This window comes from Streptomyces sp. NPDC006487 (assembly GCF_042870555.1).
In the GTDB taxonomy this organism is placed as follows: Bacteria; Actinomycetota; Actinomycetes; order Streptomycetales; family Streptomycetaceae; genus Streptomyces.
The window spans coordinates 51,687-72,133 of sequence record NZ_JBIAHN010000001.1; the positions used below are offsets into that span (position 1 = coordinate 51,687).

Here is a 20,447-nt window from a genome sequence, read left to right on the forward strand (position 1 = left end):
CTCCGCCCCGGCCCCCGCGCCTCACACGCCGGCGGGGCTGGACGCGGCGGAGCTGGGCTGGACGGGGCCCGGTTCGGTGGGGAGCGACTTGGTGAGGGCGACGGGCGGTTTGCGGGTCATGCGGCGGACGTCCGGGACCAGCAGCACGGCCGCGGTCACCACGATCACCAGGGCCGCGCAGCCCCAGAGGGCCGAAGTGCGGCCGATCGCGGATTCGACCGGGCCGGCCACCGCCGTGGCCAGCGGGAGCATCGAGAGCGAGCCGAACCAGTCGTAGGCGGAGACGCGGGAGAACATCTCCTCCGGGATCTCCTGGTGCATCGTCGTCATCCAGCTCACGCCGAACACCTCGATGGCCGCTCCGCTCACGAACATCACCGCGCACAGGCCCCACACGGGAAGCGGCACCGCCAGTCCGGCCGAGGGGAGCGCCAGCGGGAACACGCACAGGGTGCCGGCCAGCAGCAGGCGGCGCGGTTTCCAGACCATCATCAGGACGGCCCCGCCGATGGTGCCGAGGCCGAAGAAGGCCAGGGCCACGCCCCACGGAGCCGCCCCGCCCAGTTGCTCCAGGGCGACCAGGGGACCGTAGACCGCTTCGGCGGCGCCGACGACGGCCACGACGACGGAGAACTGGAGCACGATGCTCCACAGCCAGGGGCGGCTCCTGAATTCCGTCCAGCCCTCGCGCAGATCGGACAGCAGGCCGCCGCCGGGAGCGCGTTCGGCGATGTGACCGACGTCGAGGAAGGCCCGCAGGGCTCCGGCGACGGCGAAGGCGGCCGCATCCACGGCCAGCACCCAGCCGGGGCCCAGCAGGGCGACCATGGCTCCGCCGAGGGCCGCTCCGCCGACGCCGGCGCCGTTCATCGCCATCCGGAAGAGGGCGAAGGCGCGGTTGGCCTGCGGGCCGGAGACGCTGGCCATGAGCATGCCCTCGGCGGCCGGGTTGAAGAAGGCCGTACCGGTGCCGCACAGCGCCGTGAGCAGCATCATCTGCCACAGCTTCGGATCGCCGGTCAGGACGAGGAAGGCGAAGGCGGCCTGCGAGAGGCAGTTGAGGGTGTTCGCCGCGACCATGACGTGGTGGCGGGGGATCCGGTCGGCGACCGCTCCGCCGATGAGGAGGAAGAGGACGAGCGGCAGCGTTCGGGCGGCGGCCACCAGGCCGACGTCGCCGGCCGAGCCGCCCGCCTGGACGACCGCGAAGGCGGTCGCGATGAGTGCTCCGTGGCTCCCGAGGTTCGTGATGACCGCGGCGCCCGTCAGCAGGGTGTAGTTGCGGCCGGCCCATTCCGGCCTGCGGCGGAGGGTGCCGCGGAGGGAGCCGCGACGGGAGCCGCGGCGGGACGAAGCCGGGCGGGCGGGACCGGGGGAGGAAGGAGAGCTCACCTCCGGACTATCCCCGGCCCGGGCCGGGAATCCAAACGGATTTCCGGCCCGGGCCGCAGGACGGGAGGAGTCAGCCCGCGTTGAGGCGGACGCTGCTCAGGATCTTCTCGTAGGTCTCCTGGCTCACTTCGCCCGGGACGCCCGCGACGCCGTAGAGGACCCAGGTGGAGAGGTCACCGTTGGAGGTGGTGAAGCTGAAGGCGACGGACTTGCCGTCCGTGGAGCACTTGTTCTCCTTGGGCAGGCCGCTGACGGTCGCGGTCGCCATGTGGCCCTTGAGGCCGGAGGCGGTCGTGTACTCCTTCGCCTGGGCGACCTTGGTGGTGCCCTTCGGCGCCTTCTGCGCGTACGCGGCGAAGGCCCAGTTGCCGGCCTCGTTGTACGCGGCCTCGGCGGTGCTCTTCGCGCCCATGCCGCCCTTGGTGGCGGTGCCCGCCAGCTCGGTCGACTCCTCCTTGCCGTCCTTGTCGGAGTCGACCTTGCACCAGTCCTCCTTGAGGAAGGCGGGGGCCGACATCATGACCAGGGGCGAGCCGTCGCTCTTGGAGTCGTCCTCGAAGCCGATGGACAGGCCCGAGGACTTGACCTCCCACTCCGGCGGGACGTCGAAGGCGGTGCCGTACTTCGGGTTGAGGACGACCTTCCAGCCCGGGATCACCGGCTTGGCGTCCGCACCGCCGCGCGGGTTGGCGCTCGGGCTCGCCGGGGCGGAGGCGGCCGGGGCGGAGGAGGCCGGGGCGGAGGGGGAGGAGCTCGGCTTGCCGTCCGCCTGGTCGGAGGTCTTGTCGTCCCGGGTCAGCACGAAGGCCCCGGTCGCGACGGCCGCCACGACGACGGCCGAGGCCGCGACGATGGCGACGGTCTTGGTCGCGAAGGGGCTCCCGCCGCGCGGGGCCTGGGGCGGCGGGGTGCCGCCCCACTGGGGTACGGGAACGGTCTGGGGCTGCTGGCCCCAGGCCTGGGGAGCGGGGGGCTGCTGCGGGTACCCGTAGCCGGGCTGCTGCTCCCCGTACGCCACCGTCGGCGGTTGCTGCTGGTACGGGTTCGGTGTTCCCGGCTGCTGCTGGTACGGGTTCTGATGCGCGTCCTGGGGGTTGGGTTCTCCCCCGGGCGGCTGCTGCTGTCCTGGCCACATGGCCGGTAACGATAGTGGGAGGGCGGGCAGGGAGCCACGGCCGCCCCCGTACGGGTATGGCCAATGCCTACTACTCGCGGGTAACATCGCGTTCCATGAGCGCTGAACAGATGAACGTGGGCGAACTGCTCGCCGCGACCGTGCCGATGGCCAAGACCCTGAACCTCCAGTTCCTGGAGACCACCCCCGAGCGTGCCGTCGTCCGCCTTCCGGACCAGGCCGAGTTCCACAACCACCTCGGCGGCCCGCACGCCGGCGCCATGTTCACCCTCGCCGAGTCCGCGAGCGGCGCGATCGTCCTGGCCGCCTTCGGCGACCAGCTCTCGCGCGCCGTGCCCCTCGCGGTGAGCGCGGAGATCGGCTACAAGAAGCTCGCCAAGGGCGTCGTGACGGCCACCGCCACCCTCGGCCGCCCGGCCGCCGAGGTCGTCGCCGAACTCGACGCGGGCGGCCGCCCCGAGTTCCCCGTCGCCATCGCCATCCAGCGCGAGGACGAGGCCGTGACCGGCGAGATGACGGTCGTCTGGACCCTGCGCCCCAACGCCTGACCCCGCTGGGTCGTCTCGGGCGTCGCGCCCCGTGGACCCTTCCGGTCGCAGCGCTGGAGTCCCTCCTCCGACGACGGACGGAGGGGGTCCCGTGCCGGGCCGAGCCAAGATCGGCATCTGCCTCGGCGCCGAGCTCGTGGTGGAGGTGATGGTCCTCGCCGGGATCGGGTCGCCCCAGGACCCGGTGGAGGCCGTCGTGCGGGACTACGTCGAGCGCGGCCACCGCACCGAGGCGCGGGTCCGGCTCCAGGACGAGCCCCGGCGCGAGCCCGACCCCGGCGGGCAGCCGCCGCAGGGCTGAACATCGGCGTCGCGGTGGCGCGCCTGAAGCGGGCCCGCGGGGCGGGCGGCGCACAGTGGGCGGCGGGAGCGGTCCGGCGCGGGCCGCTCCCGCCACCTGACGCCGATGCCCACGCCGCAGGGAGCGCCCATGAGCGAGGCCGTGTCCAGACGCCGTGCGATGCGCCTCTTCGGGGCGGTGGGCGGCCTGGGTGCCGCCCTCGGCGCGGCCGGCTGCGTACCGGCACCGCCGCCCGGCGCGCAGCTCCGCGAGGCCTCCGGCTCCGCGGCGTCCCCCGCCGCCGCGCCCGCGGCCGGCCGCACCGCCCGGATCGACGCCCTGCTGGAGCGGCTCACCCTGGAGGAGAAGACCGTCCTGCTGCACGGCGGCCCGGACCCGGATCCGCTCGGCCAGGCCGGCTACGTGCCGGGCATCCCGCGCCTGGGCATCCCGGCGCTCCGCCTCGCCGACGGCCCGGCCGGAGTCCGCGTCGCCAGGCCCGCCACGGCGCTGCCCGCGCCGGTCCTGCTCGCCTCCGCCTTCGACCCGGCGCTCGCCCGCGCGTACGGTCGGGTCATCGGCCGCGAGGGCCGCGCGCTCGGCATCGACGTGCTGCTCTCGCCGATGGCCAACCTCATCCGCACCCCGTACGCCGGGCGGAACTTCGAGACGTTCTCGGAGGATCCGAAGCTGACGGCCGACCTGGTCGCCGAGGTCGTCCGGGGCATCCAGGACGAAGGCCTCATCGCCACCGTCAAGCACTTCGCGCTCAACAACCAGGAGAAGGGCCGCGACACCGTCGACGTGATCGCCGCCGAGCAGACCCTCCACGAGACGGAGCTACGGGGCTTCGAAGCCGCCGTGGCCGCCGGTGCCGGCGCCGTGATGGGGGCCTACAACAAGGTCAACGGGGTCTATGCCTGCGAGAGCAAGCCCCTCCTCGACGAACTGCTCCGCGGACGCTGGGGGTTCGACGGCTGGGTGATGTCCGACTGGAACGCCACCCACAGCACCGTCGCCTCGATCGGCGCCGGCCTCGACATGGAGATGCCCGCGGGCACCCACTACGGCGCCCCGCTACGAGAGGCGGTGCGCGGCGGCTCCGTCCACGAGGGCGCGGTGGACCTCGCCGTACGCCGGATCCTGACCACCCTGGACCGCTTCGGACTGCTCGCCGGGCACCCCGCCGCCCGGCCCGCCCGGGACGCCGCAGCGGGAGCCCGCACCGCGCGGCAGATCGCCACCGCCGGAGCGGTCCTGCTGCGCAACGAGCGGGCCACCCTGCCGCTGACGGGCCCCGCCGCCCGCTCCATCGCCGTGATCGGCCCCACCGGGCGGACCCCCTTCGTCGGCGGCGGTGGCAGCGCCCACGTGGTGCCGGACGCGGCCGCCGCGCCCCTCGACGAGATCCGGCGGCGGGCCGGGAGCGGCTCCACGGTGGGCTACGCCCTCGGTGAGGACCTCTACGGACGCCCGCTCCCGGCGAAACTCCTGACGCCCGACGCGGGCCTCGACGACCGCGTGGTGGCCCCCGGGCGCACCTGGGGCTTCGAGGGGACCTTCCGGCTGGCCGCCGACGACGAGTGGACCCTGCTCGTCCACTACACCGGCAAACGGCCGGCCGTCCGGCTCGACGGGGAAGAACTCTTCCCCGTACGGCAGGGCGTGGCCGAGCAGTTCGCGGGCGGGCTGCTCGGCGCCGCGCCCGACGGCCGCACCGTGCGCCGCCGCACCCTCGCGCTCAAGGCGGGCGAACACCGGCTCGCCGTGTTCGCCGAGGGCGGGCCGAAGGGGCAGCGGCTGCGGCTGCGGCACACCACGAAGGCGACCCGGGCCGCCGACCTCGCCGAGGCCGTCAAGGCGGCCGGGGCGGCCCGCAGCGTGGTGCTGTTCGCCTACGAGGACGCCACCGAGGGCAGCGACCGCACCTCCCTGGGCCTCCCCGGCGGCCAGGCGGCTCTGATCGAGGCCGTCGCCGCCGTCAACCCGCGCACCACGGTGGTGCTCAACACCTCCTCCGGTACGACCATGCCGTGGCTCCCGCGTACCGGAGCGGTCCTCCAGATGTACTACCCGGGCCAGGAGGGCGCGGCCGCCACCGCCGACGTGCTCTTCGGCGACGCGGACCCGGGCGGCCGCCTCACCCAGACCTTCCCGGCCGACGAACGGGCGACCCCGGTCGGCGGCGACCTGATGCGCTACCCCGGGGTGGGCGGGCGGCAGGAGTACACCGAGGGGGTGCACGTGGGCCACCGCTGGTACGACCGGCAGCGGGTGGCTCCGCTGTTCGCCTTCGGGCACGGGCTCTCGTACACGACCTGGGCGTACGAGAAGCTGGCCGTCCGGCCGGGCGGCGCGCGCGGGAAGCGGAGCGGGCTGCGCGTGGAGTTCACCGTCCGCAACACCGGCCGCCGCACCGGCACCGAAGTGGCCCAGGTCTACGTAGGGCCGTCCCCGGACCTGAAACTGGACCAGCCGGTCCGGGCGCTGGCCGGATACCGGCGCCTGACCCTCGAACCGGGACAAGCGCGGCGGATCGTCCTGGACATCGACCCGCGCACGCTGTCGTCCTGGGATCCGGAGCGGGACGCGTGGGTCCTGGGCACGGGCCGCCGCGAAGTGTTCGCGGGGCGTTCCTCCCGCGAACTGCCGCTGCGGGCAAAGGCTGTGGTGGCGACCGGATAGGCTGCCCGTTCGGCCCGCCACAGGGGGCGGGCCGGGCGGAATACTCGGGAGGACGTACCGGTGCACATCCAGGAATGGCTGGAGACGATTCCGGCGGTCAGCATCTACCTCCTGGTGGGGCTCGTCATCGGACTGGAAAGCCTCGGCATCCCGCTGCCGGGGGAGATCGTCCTGGTCAGCTCGGCGCTGCTGGCCTCACAGCAGGGACACATCGACCCCGTTGTCCTGGGCATCTGCGCGACCACCGGCGCGATCGTGGGCGACTCGATCGGCTACGCGATCGGGCGCAGGGGCGGCAAGCCGATGCTGGAGCGGCTGGGGCGGCGCTTCCCCAAGCACTTCGGGCCGGACCAGGTGGCCATGGCGGAGCGCTCCTTCGACAAGTGGGGCATGTGGGCCGTCTTCTTCGGGCGGTTCGTGGCCCTGCTGCGGATCTTCGCGGGGCCGCTGGCGGGCGTCCTGCACATGCCCTACTGGAGGTTCCTCGTCGCGAACGTCCTCGGCGGGATCCTGTGGGCCGGCGGCACGACGGCCGTCATCTATTCGATCGGGATCGTCGCGGAGCCGTGGCTGAAGGGGTTCTCGTGGGCGGCCCTCGCCCTGGCCCTCGTCTGCGGGCTCGCCATGACCTTGGTGGTGCGCGGACGGATGAAGAAGGCCGCCGCGGCGGCGCGGGCCGAGGCCGGTACCGATGCGGCCGCCGAGGCGGCCCCGGAGGCGGCCGACGCGGCCCCGGTGCCGGGGCAGGCTTCGGCCGCGCCGACCGTGCGCACCGACTGAGGGGCCCGGGGATCGCCCCCCCGCCAAGCCCGAGGGCGGGGGCGGGGGGCTTCGGCGCCCGAGCCCGTTACGCGCCCGGGGTCACCGCGGCGCGGTGCTGCTCCGCCAGTTCGTTGTACATGAGGGCGTTGACCTTGAGGCCCTCGCGCTCCTCCGCGGTCAGTTCGCGCCGCACCTTCGCCGGAACGCCCGCGACCAGCGAACCGGGCGGGACGACCATCCCCTGCGGGACCAGCGCCTGGGCGGCCACCAGGGAGCCGGCGCCGATCACCGCGCCGTTGAGGACCGTCGCGCCCATCCCGATCAGGCAGTCGTCCTCGATCGTGCAGCCGTGCACGACGGCGTTGTGACCGATGGACACGCGCTCGCCGATGGAGACCGGGAATCCGGGGTCCACGTGCACGGTGCAGTTGTCCTGCACGTTGCTGTCGGCGCCGAGCGTGATCGGACCGCAGTCCGCGCGGAGCACCGCCGAGTACCAGATGCTCGACCCCGCGCCGAGGGTCACGTCCCCGACCACGACCGAGGTGGGAGCGGTGAACGCCGTCGGATCGATCACGGGGTTCTTCCCGCCGACACCCGCCACGAGTGCCTGGGCCGCCTGCTGCGTCATGTGTTCTCTTCCTCTTCCGGTACGTCGAGTCGCGCTACCGGCACCGTAGGCCACGCCGACCGCGCCCCCGGAGATGGGGTGAAGATCACGGCGCGGCCCCGGCTCCCGGCGCGCTACGGTGACCCGGTGGCGAAGAACCAGAACACGTTCTCTTCTCTGACGGCGCTCTCCTCCCTTACGGGCCTGCGCCGCCGGCTCGCCGGGCGCGCGGTCCACGCGGGCTGGCGCTGGATGCAGCGGGCCGGTGCGGTCACCGCCCAGACCCCCGGAGGGCTGCGCTTCGGCGCGATCGGGCACGGCACCCGGCTCGCCTTCCCGCAGGGCACGGTCTTCGGCGCGCCCTGGATCCGCCTCGGAGACCACTGCATCATCGGGGAACAGGTCACGCTCACCGCCGGGATGATGCCGGACCTCGACCTCGGCGCCGAACCGGTGCTGGTCCTCGGCAACGGCGTGGTCATCGGCCGCGACAGCCACGTCATCGCCGACACCCGGATCACCATCGGAAACGACACCTTCTGTGGTCCCGGGGTCTACATCACCTCCACCAACCACAGCTACGACGACCCGCACGAGCCCATCGGCAAACAGTGGCCGCGCAGCGCACCCGTGGAGATCGGACCGGGCTGCTGGCTGGGGACCGGCGCGGTGATCCTGCCCGGCGCGCGTCTGGGCCGCAACGTCGTGGTGGCGGCGGGAGCCGTCGTACGGGGCGACGTGCCGGACCACGCCGTGGTGGCGGGGGCGCCGGCGCGGATCGTCCGCCGCTGGGACCCCGAGGCGGGCTGGCAGCCGCCGCTGCGCACCCCGGCCCCGGTACCGATCCCCGACGGGGTCACCCCGGAGCAGCTGCGCGCACTGGCGGACGTGACGGAGCCGGAGTGAACCGGGGTGAATGCGCCGCCTGCCGCCGGGTCGCCTAGCCCGCCGCCAGGAGGACCGTGCCGGCCAGGGCCAGGCCCGCGCCCGCCGCCTGGACGGTGCGCAGGCGTTCCTTGAGGACGGTGAAGGCGGCCAGGGCGGTGATCACCGGGTAGAGGGAGGAGAGCACCGCGGCGGTGGTGACCGGGCCGTGCTGGGCGGCGATGGAGTAGGTGCCGTTCGCGGCGACGTCCGCGAGCCCGACGAAGGCGAGCGCCGGCAGCAGAGCCCACAGGATCCGCAGGCCGCCGGTACCCGCCGGGAGGGCGGGGGCGCCGCGCCGGGTCCGCACCCACAGGGCCGTGCCGCCGACGGCGACGTTGGTGACGCGCTGGACGAACAGTGCGAGGAACAGGCCGGGCACGGTGGAGGAGGCGGGGGCGATCAGGGCCATCACCGCGCCGAAGCCGAAGGCCGCGACGAGGGTGAGGACGACCGCCTGCCGCTGTACGGGAGCGCCGCGCAGCTCGGGTCCGCCCGCGAGGACGATGCCCACGACGGCCACCGCGATCCCCGCGAACTGGGCGGCGCCGGGCCGCTCGCCCAGGAGCAGCCCCGCGGTCATCGGCACCACCACGCCGAGGGAGCCGAGCGGGGAGACCACGCCCATCGGGCCCAGGGCGAGCGCCTTGTAGAAGCTGAGCATCGCGACCGGCCCCACCAGCCCCGCGCCCACCGCGAACCAGAGCTGCGGTCCGGCCTCCCGCCAGGCGCCGGTGCCCAGGACCACCGCACCCAGCACGAGGACGGCGAGGATCTGGGAGGCCACGACCACCGTGAGGGCCGGTATCCGGCGGGTCAGCAACCCGCCGCCGAAGTCGGCGAGCCCCCACAGGACGGCGGTGGCCAGGGCGAACAGGGCGGTCATGACAGGCCTCGCAGTACAGTGCGTTGAACGGTGGAGTACAACGCACGATAGTTCAGTCTAATGGACCCTGTCATTCAAAATATTGTACGGAGTGGACGGAACGGTGTCGGATCTCGAACAGCTCACCCAGGCGCTCGGCCGCAACCTCAAGCGCTGGCGCGGAGAGCGCGGATTCACCCTGGAGGCCCTGGCCGCCCGTGCGGGGGTGAGTCGCGGCATGATCATCCAGATTGAGCAGGCCCGTACGAACCCCAGTGTCGGCACGACGGTCAAACTGGCCGACGCGCTCGGCGTCAGCATCACCACCCTGCTCGATCACGACCGCGGTCCGCGGGTGCAGGTGGTACTGCCGGGGCAGGGAGTGCGGATGTGGTCCACGGAGGGTGGAAGCGGCGCCAGCATGCTGCTCGGTGACGACCGGCGCGGGCCGGTGGAGATGTGGACCTACCGGCTGGAGCCCGGCGAGGGGACCGCCTCGGACCCGCATCCGCCGGGCACCTTCGAGATGCTGCACGTCACCGTGGGGGAGCTGACGCTGGTGGTCGCCGACGAGACGTACGCCGTACCGGCCGGCGGGGCCGTCTCCTTCGAGGCGGACGCCCCGCACGCCTACCGCAACGAGGGGCCGGATCCGATGGAGATGACGATGGCCGTCTCCATCCCGCCGGTGACCGCCCACGCCTGACCCGACCTGACCTGACCCGACCTGACCTGACCCGACCTGACCTGACCCGACCCGGCCCGGCCTGGGAGGCGCGGTCTCAAGTATGGGCGCTGGGACCCCTGGGCTCTCAGAGGGCGGGGATCTCGATCGCCGGACAGCGGTCCATGATCATGTCCACTCCGGCCGCGCGGGTGCGGTCGAAGGCGGCCTCGTCGACCACGTTCAGCTGGAACCAGACGGCCTCCGCCCCCTTGGCGACGGCCTCGTCGGCGACCGTGCCCGCCAGCGCGCTGTTCACGAAGACGTCCACCACGTCCACCTTGAAGGGGATCGCCTCCAGCGAGGGGTAACCCTGCTCGCCGTGGACCGTCTCGGCCTTGGGGTGCACGGGAACCACGCGCTTGCCGTACCGCTGGAGGACTTCTGCCACGCGGTACGCGGCCCGGTCCCGGTTGTTGGACAGACCGACCACCGCCCAGGTGTCGCCGAGCTCGGTGAGGATCTTGCGGATGGTTGCCGGATCGCCGTACACGTGTGCCGCCTCCTGCTGCGTCTGACTGTGGATTGCCGTCAGACCGATCAACAGAAAAGACGCATGTCGGATTCCCCGTAAGGTGGACGAGTGAAGGCAGACCAGTACGTGACGGTGGCCCGTGAGGGTGTGCACGAGTCCGAGATCAACCGCTCGCGGTTCCTGTGCGCGCTCGCGCCCGCGGCGACCGAGCGGGAGGCGCAGGAGTTCGTCGCGCGGATCCGCAAGGAGCACCCCACCGCCTCGCACAACTGCTTCGCCTACGTCATCGGCGCCGACGCCTCCGTGCAGAAGGCCAGCGACGACGGCGAGCCCGGTGGCACCGCCGGGGTGCCGATGCTGCAGATGCTCACGCGCCGGGACATCCGCTACGCCGTCGCCGTCGTCACCCGCTACTACGGCGGCGTGAAGCTCGGCGCCGGCGGGCTCATCCGGGCCTACGGCGGGGTCGTCGGGGAGGCCCTCGACGTGCTCGGCACCGTCACCCGCCACCGCTACCGCCTGGTCACCGTCACCGTGGACCACCAGCGGGCCGGCAAGACCGAGAACGACCTGCGCTCCACCGGCAGGACCGTGCTCGACGTGCGCTACGGGGCCGCCGTGGAGATCGAGGTCGCCCTGCCCGAGGCCGACCTGCCCGCCTTCGAGGCCTGGCTCGCCGACAGCACCGCCGGGAGCGCCACCCTCACACCGGGCGGGGAGACGTACGCACCCTGAGTGCGGGCAGGGGATCCGCCGAGCGGGTCTCCTCCTGAGGGGAGGGGCGTCAACTCACCGGCTGCGCCGCCCCCATGAGCCGCGGGTCGGAGAAGAACTCGCCGGGCTTGGTGATCCCCGCGTTCACCCGGACGAAGCCGTCCATGGTGTCCTGGCTCTCGGCGACCTTGCCGAGGACCCGCTGCATTTCGGGCGGCGGAGGTTCCAGGGCCGCGAATCCGGCGGTGAACTCGTACATCTGCATGACCCGTTCGTCCCTGGCCTGCTGGTAGCCGCGCATGGCGTCGTCGAAGGCGCTGCGGCCCGCGAAGGCGTCGCCCAGGGCTCCCGCGCACAATTCGGCGTCCTGGAAGGCGTCCTGGATTCCCTGGGCCGTGATGAAGTCCTTCAGGTACCCGGCGTCGCCGACCAGCGCCCACCCCGGTCCGTACGGGACCCGGAAATGGTTCTCGACGGCCGTGCCGACCAGCCGTCCGGTACTGGTGGCGGAGGCGATCCGGTCGGCGAAGGCCGGCGCGCGGCCGAGGGTCTCGTGGTAGCCGCCCTCGATGTCCGCGCGGTTCGCCTCGAAGTCCCGCATCGGCAGTCCGCAGACCACCAGCGTCACGTCGTCGTTCGTCGGCCAGGCCGCGAAGGCGCGGTCGCCCCGCATGTACGCCTCGAACCCGCCGTGCATCGGCAGGTTCGCCCAGTACGTGTAGTAGCTGACCTGGAGCTTCGGCTTCTCCGCGTAGCGGGGGGCGTCCACGGCGCGGGCGACCGTCGAGTGGGCGCCGTCGGCGCCGATGACCACCCGGCCGTACTCGGCGGTCGCCGCCCCGTCCGGGTCGTGGCCGCGGATGCCGGTCACCGCGTCCCCCTCCGTGACCAGGCCCTCCATGGTGAACTTCTCGCGCACCTCGGCGCCGGCCTCCACGGCCGCGTCGACGAGGATCTTGTCGAGGACGGTCCGCCGGGGCGCGTACGAGCCCTCGCAGCCCTCTCCGGCCGGTGACCCGGAGATGACGAGGGGGCCCAGGTCGTAGGTGTACGTGGTGATCTCCGGGCAGCCGGTGGCGACGACCCGGTCCAGCAGGCCCCAGCGCCGCAGGGCCGCGAGCCCGGGCGGGTGGATGAGGTGGGTGGAGAGCGTGTCGCTGGGGAAGGCCGCCCGGTCCACCACCAGCACCCGGTAGCCCTGGCGGGCCAACAGCATCGCCGTGCTCGCGCCCGCGCAGCGGGCTCCCACGATCACGGCGTCGTAGGTCTTTCCGGTCATCTGGATCGCCTCCCCGAAGGGGTGGGGCTCTTGTTTCCACGGTAGGCGGCGGCACCGGCCACCGCCCAGGGAGAACCACCCCTCGCCGTGCGCGGGTGCTTCCCCCTGCGCGGCGGTACGGCGGTACGGCGGGCCGCGTCAGGGAGCGGCACCTTTCCGAGGTGAGTGGCGGGTCAGGGGGCGGCATGCGTTAGCGTGGCAGGGGGCCGCTGTGGGTCCTGGGGTGGTTCGTGCGGGTCTTAGAGGGGCAGTAGGGGTAAACGTGCAGGTCGGGGCCGTTCTGTGAAGTTCCTGCACACCTCCGACTGGCACCTGGGGCGGAGCTTCCACCGGGTGAACCTGCTCGGTGCCCAGGCCGCCTTCATCGACCACCTCGTCGAGACCGTCCGGGAGCACGAGGTCGACGCCGTGCTCGTCGCCGGTGACGTGTACGACCGGGCCGTCCCTCCGCTGCCTGCCGTGGAGCTCTACGACCGGGCCCTGCACCGGCTTGCCGATCTCGGCGTGCCCACCGTGATGATCTCCGGGAACCACGACTCCGCCCGCCGCCTCGGTGTCGGGGCCGGGCTGATCGGGCGGGCCGGGATCCACCTCAGGACCGACCCCGCCGGGTGCGCCGACCCCGTGGTGCTGGCCGACGTACACGGTGACGTGGCGCTGTACGGGCTGCCGTACCTGGAGCCCGCGCTGGTCAAGGACGAGTTCGGTGCCGGGAAGGTGAGCCACGAGGCCGTGCTCGGTGCGGCCATGGACCGGATCCGGGCGGATCTGGCAGGGCGGGCGCCCGGGACGCGGTCCGTTGTCCTCGCGCACGCCTTCGTCACCGGCGGGCAGGCCAGCGACAGCGAGCGCGACATCACCGTCGGCGGGGTCGAGGCCGTGCCGGCCTCCGTCTTCGACGGGGTCGACTACGCCGCCCTCGGCCACCTCCACGGCTGCCAGACGATCAACGAACGGGTGCGCTACTCCGGTTCCCCGCTCGCCTACTCCTTCTCCGAGGCCGACCACCGCAAGAGCATGTGGCTCGTGGAACTGGGAGGGGAGGGGGAGATCCTGACCGCCGAGCGCGTCGACACCCCCGTACCGCGCCGCCTCGCCCGGGTCCGGGGGCCGCTGGAGGAACTGCTCTCCGAGGAGGCGTACGCCCGGTACGAGGACTCCTGGCTGGAGGCCACCCTCACCGACCCCGTCCGGCCCGAGGACCCCATGGCCCGGCTCGCCGTCCGCTTCCCGCACACCCTCAGCCTGGCCTTCGACCCCGAGGGCCGCAGCGAGGACGCCGGCGGGTCCTATGCCCAGCGGCTGAAGGGCCGCAGCGACCGGGAGATCGCCGAGGACTTCGTCGCCCACGTGAGAGGCGGCGGCGGTTTCTCCGATGACGCCGAACGGGACGTGCTCCAGGGCGCCTTCGACGAGGTTCGGGCCGAAGACAGCCGGCAGGAGACCCACCGATGAGGCTGCACCGGCTCCGCATCACCGCCTTCGGCCCCTTCGCCGAACCCCAGGAGATCGACTTCGACGCCCTCTCCGGCGCCGGGATCTTCCTCCTGCACGGTCCCACCGGCGCGGGCAAGACCTCCGTCCTGGACGCCGTCTGCTACGCCCTCTACGGTTCCGTCCCCGGCTCCCGCCAGGCCCCCGGCACCAGCCTGCGCAGCGACCACGCGGCCTCGGACACCCCGACCGAGATCACCCTCGAACTCACCGCGGGCGGCCGGCGCCTGGAGATCACCCGGCGCCCCGAACAGGACCGGCCCAAGAAGCGCGGCACCGGGACGACCAAGGACAAGGCGCAGAGCTGGCTGCGCGAGTACGACGGGGAGCGGTGGGACGCCCTGAGCCGCTCCCACCAGGAGATCGGCGAGGAGATCGAGCAGCTGCTCGGCATGAGCCGCGAGCAGTTCTGCCAGGTCGTGCTGTTGCCGCAGGGGGAGTTCGCGCGCTTCCTGCGCGCCGACGAGGTGGCGCGCGGCCGGCTGCTGGGCCGGCTCTTCGACACCCGCCGCTTCGCCGCCGTGGAAACCCTGCTCGGCGAACGCCGCCGCGCCGCCGAGGCCAAGGTCCGCGCCGGTGACGAGCAGGTGCTTCACACCGCCCAGCGCCTCGCCCAGGCCGCCGGGGACTGCGCCGATCTGCGCGCCTGGCCGCTGCCCCGGCACCAGCCGGGCGACCCCGGGCTGGCCGGGGCGATCCGCGCCTGGGCCGCCGTCGCCCGCTGCTCCGCCCGGGAGCGGCTCACCGTCGCCGAGTACGCCCTCGCCGCCGTCGAAGGGCGGTACCACGCCGCCCGGCGGGCCGCCGAGGACGCGCGGGAGCTCGACCGGCTGCAGCGCCGGCACGCGGAGACCACCCGCCGGGCGGCCCTGCTCGCCGAGTCCGGTCCGGAACGGGAGCGGGTGAGCGCCCTGCTCGACCGGGCCCGGCGCGGAGCACTGGTCGCCCCCGCCCTGGAACTGCGCGGAGCCGCCGCCGGCGCCCACATGGCCGCCGCGCACGCGGAGTCGGTGGCCCGGGCGGAGCTCCCGCCCCAGCTCGCCGAGGCGGGGACCGAGCAGCTGGCCGCGGTCGAGCAGCGGCTGCGGGGCGATCTGGGAGCACTCGCGGCCGCCCGCCGCGCCGAGCAGCGCAGCGCCGAGATCGGCCGCGAACGGGCCGACCTGGAACGGGAGTCCCGGGCAGCCGAGGAGCAGCAGCAGGAGACCGCCGAGTGGCTCGCCCGCTGGGACGCCACCCGGACCGAGCTGGCCGGGCGCGCGGACGCCGCCCAGCAGGCCGCGACCCTGGCCGAGCAGCTCGCCGGCAAGCTGGAGCCCGCCAGGCTGCACCTGCACGCCGCCCGGCGGCGCGACGCCCTCGACGAGGACGCGGAGCGGGCCTCCGGAGAACTGCTCACCGCCCGCGAGGAGTCGGCCGCCACCCGGGAACGCTGGCTCGAGCTCAAGGAGACCCGGCTGCGGGGGATCGCCGCCGAACTCGCCGCCGCCCTGGTGGAGGGAGAGCCCTGCACCGTGTGCGGGGCCGCGGAGCACCCCTCCCCGGCCCGGCCCGCCCCCGGTCACGTCGACCGGGCCGCGGAGGAGGCGGCGCACGCCCGCTTCGAGGGGGCCGAGGAGCGCAGGGCGAGCGTCGAGCGCAGGCTGGCCGCCGTACGGGAGGCCCGCGCCGAGGCCGCGGCCGCCGCGGGGGAGGCCACCACCGCCGAACTCCTGGAACTCACCTCCGCGCTGAGTTCCCGTCACGCCGAGGCGCACGCCGCGGCCGCCGGACTGCACACCGCCCGCGAGCGGCTGGCCCGCGCGGAGCGGGAGCACGCCGTGCGCAGCGCCGAGCGGAGCGAAGCCGAGGCCCGGGCGGCGGCGCGGGCCTCGCGCCGCGAGGCCCTCGACCGGGAGCGGGCCTCGCTGGAAGCGGAGCTGGCCCTCGTACGGGACGGCGCGCCCAGCGTCGCGGCCCGCGCCGGAGTCCTGGAGGACAGGGTCCGCATGGTCACGGCGGCGGCCGCCTCGCTGCGCCGGGCGGAAACCACCGCCGCCCGGCTGAAGGAAGCCGACGACCAGCTCGCCGACGCCGCCTTCAAGGCCGGCTTCGACACCACCGATGAGGCGGCCGACGCCGTCCTCCCCGAGTACGAACGCAGCGCGCTCCAACGCCGCACGGACGCCTGGCAGGCGGAGGAGGCCATGCTGGCCGACCGCCTCGGCGAGGCCGACACCGCCGCGGCGGCGGCCCTGCCCCCGGCCGCGCCGGAGGAGGCCGAGGCGCGTGCCGACAGGGCCGGCGCGAAGCTCCGTACGGCCGGGTCCGCCGTGGACGCGGCCCGGGTCCGGTGCAAGGACCTCGACGGGCTCTCCCTCCAGGCCGAGCGGGAGCTGCGCTCCCTGGGACCGCTGCGCGAGGCCTACGAACGGGTGGCCCGGCTCGCCGGACTCACCGCGGGCACCTCCGCGGACAACGAGCGCAAGATGCGGCTCGAGGCCTACGTGCTCGCGGCCCGGCTGGAGCAGGTCGCCGCCGCGGCGACGGTACGGCTGCTGCGCATGTCGGGGGGCCGCTACACCCTGCTGCACTCCGACGCCAAGGCGAGCGGACGGGGGCGTTCCGGGCTCGGGCTGCACGTGGTCGACGCCTGGACCGGCAGCGAGCGGGACACCGCCACGCTGTCCGGCGGCGAGACCTTCTTCGCCTCGCTCGCGCTCGCGCTGGGCCTGGCCGACGTGGTCACCGACGAGGCGGGCGGCATGCGGCTCGACACCCTGTTCATCGACGAGGGCTTCGGCAGCCTCGACGACCAGGCCCTGGACGAGGTGCTCGACGTACTGGACTCGCTGCGCGAACGCGACCGCAGCGTGGGCATCGTGAGCCACGTCGCCGATCTGCGGACCCGGGTGCAGGCCCAGCTGGAGATCGTCAAGCAGCGCGGAGGTTCGGTGGTGCGGCATCGCACGGCGGGCGGAACGGGCTGACGGACGGACGGGCCGGCTCCGTGAGGTGCGAGCCGGCCCGTCCGTCCGTGGTGCGGTCCGGCGATCAGAGCTTCGACAGCTCGTCCACCAGGTCGTCCAGGCCCAGTGAACCCTGGGACAGCGCCGCCATGTGCCAGGCCTTCAGATCGAAGGAATCGCCGTGCGCGGCACGCGCGTTGTCACGGCCCAGCAGCCAGGCGCGCTCGCCCAGCTTGTAGCCGATCGCCTGGCCCGGCATCGACAGGTAGCGGGTCAGTTCGCTCTCCACGAAGTCGCCCGGCCGGCCGCTGTGCAGGCCGAAGAACTCCTGCGCCAGGTCCACCGTCCAGCGCTCGCCCGGGTGGAACGGCGAATCCGCCGGGATCTCCAGACCCAGGTGCATGCCGATGTCCACGATGACCCGCGCGGCGCGCATCATCTGGCAGTCCAGGTAACCGAGCCGCTGCTCGGCGTCCTTGAGGTAGCCCAGCTCGTCCATGAGCCGCTCCGCGTACAGCGCCCAGCCCTCGGCGTTCGCGCTGACGAGACCGACGCTGGCCTGGTAACGGGACAGCTGGTCCGCCACGTGCGTCCACTGCGCCAGCTGGAGGTGGTGGCCCGGGACGCCCTCGTGGTACCAGGTGGAGACCAGGTCGTAGACGGGGAAGCGGGTCTGGCCCATCGTCGGCAGCCAGGTGCGCCCCGGACGGGAGAAGTCCTCCGAGGGGTTCGTGTAGTACGGGGCCGCGGCGCCGCCCGGAGGGGCGATCCGCGACTCCACGCGCTTGACCCGCTCGGCGAGTTCGAAGTGGGTGCCGTCGAGGTTCTCGATGGCCTCGTCCATCAGGCCCTGCAGCCAGGCCTGGACCTCGTCCACGCCCTCGATGTGGGTGCCGTGCTCGTCCAGGTGCTTGAGCACCTCCCAGGGGCCGGCGTCCGGCAGGATCTTGGCGGCTTCGGTCTTCATCTCCGCCAGCAGCCGGTGGTACTCCGACCAGCCGTAGGCGTACGCCTCGTCCAGGTCCAGGTCGGTGCCGTTGAAGTAGCGCGACCAGCGGGCGTAGCGCTCGCGGCCCACCGGGTCGGGCTTGCCCTCGACCGCGGGGGCGTACACGTCCCGCATCCAGTCGCGCAGTTCCACGACGGCGGCGGTCGCGGCGGCGGCGGCCCCGTCGAGCTCGGCGCGCAGTGCCTCGGGGCCGGCGGCGGCGAACTCGGCGAAGTAGCCGTCCTTGCCCTCGGCCTCGGCGCCCTCGCCCTCGCCGGCCCAGGCGGTGAGCTGTTCGACGAAGGTGGCGGCGGGGCGCGGGCTGCCGAACAGGCCGCGCTCCAGGCCGAGCGCGAGGCACTCGCGGTAGCCCGCGTAGGCGGCCGGAACGGCGCGCAGCCGCTCGGCGATCGCGGCCCAGTCCTCTTCGGTTTCGGCCGGGGTCAGGGAGAAGACCTCGCGGACCGAGTGCGCCGGGGAGTGGATGTTGCTGACCGCGCGCAGGTCCTCGTCGGCCTCGTGGACGGCGAGTTCGGCGGTGAGCCGCTCGCGCAGCAGCCGGGCGCAGCGGCGCTCGACGTCGCTGTCGGCGCCGGGCAGGCGCTCGGCGGCGTCGAGCTTCGCGAGGGTGGCGCGGGAGAGTTCGGCGGCCGCCGCGCGGCCCGCGGGGGAGAGGTCCGGGAGTTTTCCGGAGCTTGCGGCGACACCGAGATAGGTGCCCGTGATCGGGTCGATGGCGATGAGGTCGTCGACGTAGGCATCGGCGACCTGGCGGGGCAGCCGTGCGGCGCTGTCACTGGTGATGATGTCTGACATGTGGACATCTTCGTATGCGGGAAGGGTCCGCGTCATCACCAAAGATCGTCAGCCTGCTGACGCAGGGGGCGCCGCCGGCCTCGGCGGCGAGATCGCGGTAGGTGGTCCGGGCGTCGTGCCGCGGACTCGCCGGGCCGCTCGCCGCCGACCCGCGGGTGCTTGCGGGTGCACCACCCCGGGATCGGCGGCGCGGGCCGGGCAAGGCCGGAGAGATCCGGCCCAGGTCACGGCTGGCTGCGGGGCAGGCCGCGGGATTCGGCCGGGAGCTCGTACGGCAGCCGGGAGCTGACCGGGGTCGCGTCCAGCCGGGCCGTGATCACCAGGGTGCCCTCCTCGATCTGGTAGTCGAGGGGGAGGCCGAGGCCGCGCATCGCGGCGACCATGCCGGTGTTGTGGGCCTGGGTGACGGCGTAGACGCTGTCGCATCCGGCCTCGACGGCCAGCCCGATCAGCCGGCCCAGCAGCTCGGAGCCGACGCCGCGGCGCTGCCAGTCGTCCTCGATGAGCAGCGCCACCTCGGTCTCGTCGCCGTCCCAGAGCAGGTGGCCGAGGGCGACGAGCTTGCCGGAGGCGGTGGTCGCGGCGAGGGTGCGGCCGAAGCGCGGGCTCAGCAGGTGGCCGAGGTAGCGGTCGGCGTCGGCGACGGGGCCGTGGTAGCGCAGGCCGAGTGTGCGCTCCGAGCAGCGGTCGTGCATGGCACGGGCCGCGGGCAGGTCGGAGCCGTCGGCGCGGCGGACGGTGATCTCGTTGCCCTCGGGGAGGGTCAGCACGTCCCGGCTGCGCGGGACGCGCGGTCCGAGCCGGGCGTCCAGCTCGACGAGCGCGCGGGCGCGGGCGAACTCGGTCGGGGTGAAGGGCAGGTAGGGCCGCTCGATGGTGATCGCACCGCCGGACGGGTCGCGCAGCCGCATGACCGTGGCTTCCAGGACGCCCTCGACGGGCGCGTCGGCGCCGGCGTTGGGGCGCCCGGAGAGGGTGGTCGCCGGGATCGAGTGGATGGTGCAGCGGCCGAGCAACTGGCGCAGGGCGAGCGGCAGCTCGGCGGCGTCCAGCGCGGTGCGGGTGGCCAGTCCCAGGACGCGGGTCGGGGTGTCGACCAGGTCGTGCGCGTCGGCGCGCTCGATCCAGGTGCTGTGGCCGCCGGCGCCGGAGATGGCCCGGGTGAGGTCGGCGGAGGGCAGCTGCTGCGGGGCGCGCAGCAGGAACTCGTCCACCGTGCCGCCCTCGGGGAGCGGGTGCGTCTGCAGCGTCAGGATGTCGACCCCGCTCCGGGCGAGCGCGGTGCAGAGCGCGGCGAGGCTGCCGGGCTCGTCGCGCACGGTCGTCCGCATCCGCCACAGGGCGGAGGCCAGCGCGGCGTCCGTACCGGCCGTCGCCGCGACCGCCTGTGCGGCGGGGTCCGCGGCGGGGTCCGAGAGTGCGGTGTCCGTGGGCGGCGGCGCATGGCTGTGGCGGCGTGCCCACCAGGTGTGGAACGCCGCCGTGACCAGGAGTGCGACGGCCGAGGCCACGAGCAGCACCGGGCCGCGGGGGCCGTGCACCACGAGATTGGCGATGGCGTCGGCGACCGCGACGGCGCAGAAGAGAGCGGCGAGCTCGACGACGTCGCGGCGCCAGTGGTGGCGGTGGGGACGCTGGGCAGAGGCAGGAATACGCTCAGTCATGCAGACCACTGTGACGCCTGGGTGTTGCGTGATCACGAACGATCTGTGACCGACTGGTTAAGGATCCATCTGGCCGATTTCGCCCTGTTTTCCGGCCGATTTCAGATCCCGGCGTCTCGGCGGGCCGCCCTCGTCGGCTTCCGC

The 20,447-nt window shown here is 73.8% G+C and carries 17 protein-coding genes; 9 read left to right on the forward strand and 8 right to left on the reverse strand.

The window, feature by feature from the left end; genetic code table 11:
- Positions 1 to 21: 21 nt before the first annotated feature.
- Both ACFYM0_RS00265 and ACFYM0_RS00270 read right to left on the reverse strand, forming a co-directional pair.
- Complete coding sequence (locus tag ACFYM0_RS00265) at positions 22 to 1,392, reverse strand: MFS transporter (protein WP_388495184.1); 1,371 nt, start codon at positions 1,390 to 1,392, stop codon at positions 22 to 24.
- A gap of 70 nt (positions 1,393 to 1,462) precedes the next feature.
- Positions 1,463 to 2,527: a hypothetical protein gene (locus ACFYM0_RS00270; protein WP_388495185.1), complete on the reverse strand. Its 1,065-nt coding sequence runs from the start codon at positions 2,525 to 2,527 to the stop codon at positions 1,463 to 1,465.
- 110 nt (positions 2,528 to 2,637) lie between these two features.
- Here ACFYM0_RS00270 and ACFYM0_RS00275 point away from each other — a divergent pair, with 110 nt between their 5' ends.
- The 4 genes from ACFYM0_RS00275 (at position 2,638) to ACFYM0_RS00290 (ending at position 6,820) form a co-directional block, all read left to right on the forward strand.
- Positions 2,638 to 3,075, forward strand: a complete 438-nt coding sequence (locus tag ACFYM0_RS00275) for a DUF4442 domain-containing protein (protein ID WP_388495807.1) — start codon at positions 2,638 to 2,640, stop codon at positions 3,073 to 3,075.
- A 148-nt stretch (positions 3,076 to 3,223) separates the two neighbouring features.
- A complete protein-coding gene (locus tag ACFYM0_RS00280) occupies positions 3,224 to 3,376 on the forward strand; it encodes a DUF2191 domain-containing protein (RefSeq protein WP_388495809.1) in 153 nt (50 codons plus the stop codon).
- A 129-nt stretch (positions 3,377 to 3,505) separates the two neighbouring features.
- Complete coding sequence (locus ACFYM0_RS00285; protein WP_388495186.1) at positions 3,506 to 6,040, forward strand: beta-glucosidase; 2,535 nt, start codon at positions 3,506 to 3,508, stop codon at positions 6,038 to 6,040.
- 60 nt (positions 6,041 to 6,100) lie between these two features.
- Positions 6,101 to 6,820 carry a DedA family protein gene (locus tag ACFYM0_RS00290; protein ID WP_388495187.1) on the forward strand — a complete coding sequence of 240 codons (720 nt, stop codon included), beginning with the start codon at positions 6,101 to 6,103 and terminating at the stop codon, positions 6,818 to 6,820.
- Between the two features lie 67 nt (positions 6,821 to 6,887).
- Here the strand turns inward: ACFYM0_RS00290 and ACFYM0_RS00295 are convergent, their stop codons facing one another.
- Entirely contained in the window at positions 6,888 to 7,433 is a 546-nt protein-coding gene (locus tag ACFYM0_RS00295; protein WP_388495188.1) for a gamma carbonic anhydrase family protein, read from the reverse strand.
- Between the two features lie 126 nt (positions 7,434 to 7,559).
- Between ACFYM0_RS00295 and ACFYM0_RS00300 the strand changes: the two genes are divergently transcribed.
- Complete coding sequence (locus ACFYM0_RS00300) at positions 7,560 to 8,318, forward strand: acyltransferase (protein WP_388495189.1); 759 nt, start codon at positions 7,560 to 7,562, stop codon at positions 8,316 to 8,318.
- Between the two features lie 34 nt (positions 8,319 to 8,352).
- Here the strand turns inward: ACFYM0_RS00300 and ACFYM0_RS00305 are convergent, their stop codons facing one another.
- Positions 8,353 to 9,222, reverse strand: coding sequence for an EamA family transporter (locus ACFYM0_RS00305; RefSeq protein WP_388495190.1), 870 nt, complete (start codon positions 9,220 to 9,222; stop codon positions 8,353 to 8,355).
- A 103-nt stretch (positions 9,223 to 9,325) separates the two neighbouring features.
- On the opposite strand from ACFYM0_RS00305, the gene ACFYM0_RS00310 reads away from it, so the two are divergent.
- Complete coding sequence (locus tag ACFYM0_RS00310; protein ID WP_388495191.1) at positions 9,326 to 9,907, forward strand: helix-turn-helix domain-containing protein; 582 nt, start codon at positions 9,326 to 9,328, stop codon at positions 9,905 to 9,907.
- 106 nt (positions 9,908 to 10,013) lie between these two features.
- Here the strand turns inward: ACFYM0_RS00310 and ACFYM0_RS00315 are convergent, their stop codons facing one another.
- Positions 10,014 to 10,418 carry a CoA-binding protein gene (locus ACFYM0_RS00315; RefSeq protein WP_388495192.1) on the reverse strand — a complete coding sequence of 135 codons (405 nt, stop codon included), beginning with the start codon at positions 10,416 to 10,418 and terminating at the stop codon, positions 10,014 to 10,016.
- 90 nt (positions 10,419 to 10,508) lie between these two features.
- Here ACFYM0_RS00315 and ACFYM0_RS00320 point away from each other — a divergent pair, with 90 nt between their 5' ends.
- Positions 10,509 to 11,135 carry a YigZ family protein gene (locus ACFYM0_RS00320; protein ID WP_388495193.1) on the forward strand — a complete coding sequence of 209 codons (627 nt, stop codon included), beginning with the start codon at positions 10,509 to 10,511 and terminating at the stop codon, positions 11,133 to 11,135.
- A 49-nt stretch (positions 11,136 to 11,184) separates the two neighbouring features.
- On the opposite strand, the gene ACFYM0_RS00325 is transcribed toward ACFYM0_RS00320, so the two are convergent.
- On the reverse strand, positions 11,185 to 12,393 hold the full coding sequence (locus ACFYM0_RS00325) for an NAD(P)/FAD-dependent oxidoreductase (RefSeq protein ID WP_388495194.1): 1,209 nt from the start codon (positions 12,391 to 12,393) through the stop codon (positions 11,185 to 11,187).
- Positions 12,394 to 12,675: 282 nt separating this feature from the next.
- Between ACFYM0_RS00325 and ACFYM0_RS00330 the strand changes: the two genes are divergently transcribed.
- Positions 12,676 to 13,848 carry an exonuclease SbcCD subunit D gene (locus ACFYM0_RS00330; protein WP_388495195.1) on the forward strand — a complete coding sequence of 391 codons (1,173 nt, stop codon included), beginning with the start codon at positions 12,676 to 12,678 and terminating at the stop codon, positions 13,846 to 13,848.
- A complete protein-coding gene (locus ACFYM0_RS00335; protein ID WP_388495196.1) occupies positions 13,845 to 16,856 on the forward strand; it encodes an AAA family ATPase in 3,012 nt (1,003 codons plus the stop codon). Before ACFYM0_RS00330 ends, ACFYM0_RS00335 begins: the two co-directional genes overlap by 4 nt.
- Before the next feature lie 64 nt (positions 16,857 to 16,920).
- Here ACFYM0_RS00335 and ACFYM0_RS00340 read toward each other — a convergent pair whose 3' ends face one another.
- Entirely contained in the window at positions 16,921 to 18,639 is a 1,719-nt protein-coding gene (locus tag ACFYM0_RS00340) for a DUF885 domain-containing protein (RefSeq protein WP_388495197.1), read from the reverse strand.
- 224 nt (positions 18,640 to 18,863) lie between these two features.
- Entirely contained in the window at positions 18,864 to 20,303 is a 1,440-nt protein-coding gene (locus ACFYM0_RS00345) for a GNAT family N-acetyltransferase (RefSeq protein ID WP_388495198.1), read from the reverse strand.
- Positions 20,304 to 20,447: the final 144 nt, after the last annotated feature.

Coding starts and splice junctions, on each gene's coding strand:
- ACFYM0_RS00340 (WP_388495197.1), bottom strand. CDS start 18,639: ATGTCAGACATCATCACCAGTGACAGCGCCGCACGGCTGCCCCGCCAG.
- ACFYM0_RS00305 (WP_388495190.1), bottom strand. CDS start 9,222: ATGACCGCCCTGTTCGCCCTGGCCACCGCCGTCCTGTGGGGGCTCGCC.
- ACFYM0_RS00335 (WP_388495196.1), top strand. CDS start 13,845: ATGAGGCTGCACCGGCTCCGCATCACCGCCTTCGGCCCCTTCGCCGAA.
- ACFYM0_RS00270 (WP_388495185.1), bottom strand. CDS start 2,527: ATGTGGCCAGGACAGCAGCAGCCGCCCGGGGGAGAACCCAACCCCCAG.
- ACFYM0_RS00280 (WP_388495809.1), top strand. CDS start 3,224: ATGGTCCTCGCCGGGATCGGGTCGCCCCAGGACCCGGTGGAGGCCGTC.
- ACFYM0_RS00345 (WP_388495198.1), bottom strand. CDS start 20,303: ATGACTGAGCGTATTCCTGCCTCTGCCCAGCGTCCCCACCGCCACCAC.
- ACFYM0_RS00275 (WP_388495807.1), top strand. CDS start 2,638: ATGAACGTGGGCGAACTGCTCGCCGCGACCGTGCCGATGGCCAAGACC.
- ACFYM0_RS00295 (WP_388495188.1), bottom strand. CDS start 7,433: ATGACGCAGCAGGCGGCCCAGGCACTCGTGGCGGGTGTCGGCGGGAAG.
- ACFYM0_RS00325 (WP_388495194.1), bottom strand. CDS start 12,393: ATGACCGGAAAGACCTACGACGCCGTGATCGTGGGAGCCCGCTGCGCG.
- ACFYM0_RS00285 (WP_388495186.1), top strand. CDS start 3,506: ATGAGCGAGGCCGTGTCCAGACGCCGTGCGATGCGCCTCTTCGGGGCG.